Origin of the sequence: Saccharopolyspora rectivirgula DSM 43747 (assembly GCF_000497205.1) — a bacterium.
GTDB classification, from domain to species: Bacteria; Actinomycetota; Actinomycetes; order Mycobacteriales; family Pseudonocardiaceae; genus Saccharopolyspora; species Saccharopolyspora rectivirgula.
Map to the genome: position 1 here is coordinate 1 of NZ_AYJW01000178.1, position 242 is coordinate 242.

Here is a 242-nt window from a genome sequence, read left to right on the forward strand (position 1 = left end):
TCACGGTGGACGCCGACAAGAACCCGCTGTTCCTGGACGAGACCCTGACCCGGGCCGAGTTCGAGCGGATCACCTCCGACCTGCTGGAGCGCTGCCGCAAACCCTTCCACAACGCGGTGCGCGATGCGGGGATCAAGGTCGGCGACATCGACCACGTGGTGCTGGTGGGCGGCTCCACCCGCATGCCGGCGGTGACCGAGCTGGTCAAGGACCTCACCGGTGGCAAGGAGCCGAACAAGGGC

The 242-nt window shown here is 67.8% G+C and carries 1 protein-coding gene; it reads left to right on the forward strand.

Annotation, left to right across the window (positions count from 1 at the left end; genetic code table 11):
• Positions 1 to 242, forward strand: a 242-nt coding sequence (locus tag SREC43747_RS20110) for an Hsp70 family protein (protein WP_037332927.1), incomplete at both ends; no start/stop codon positions are given.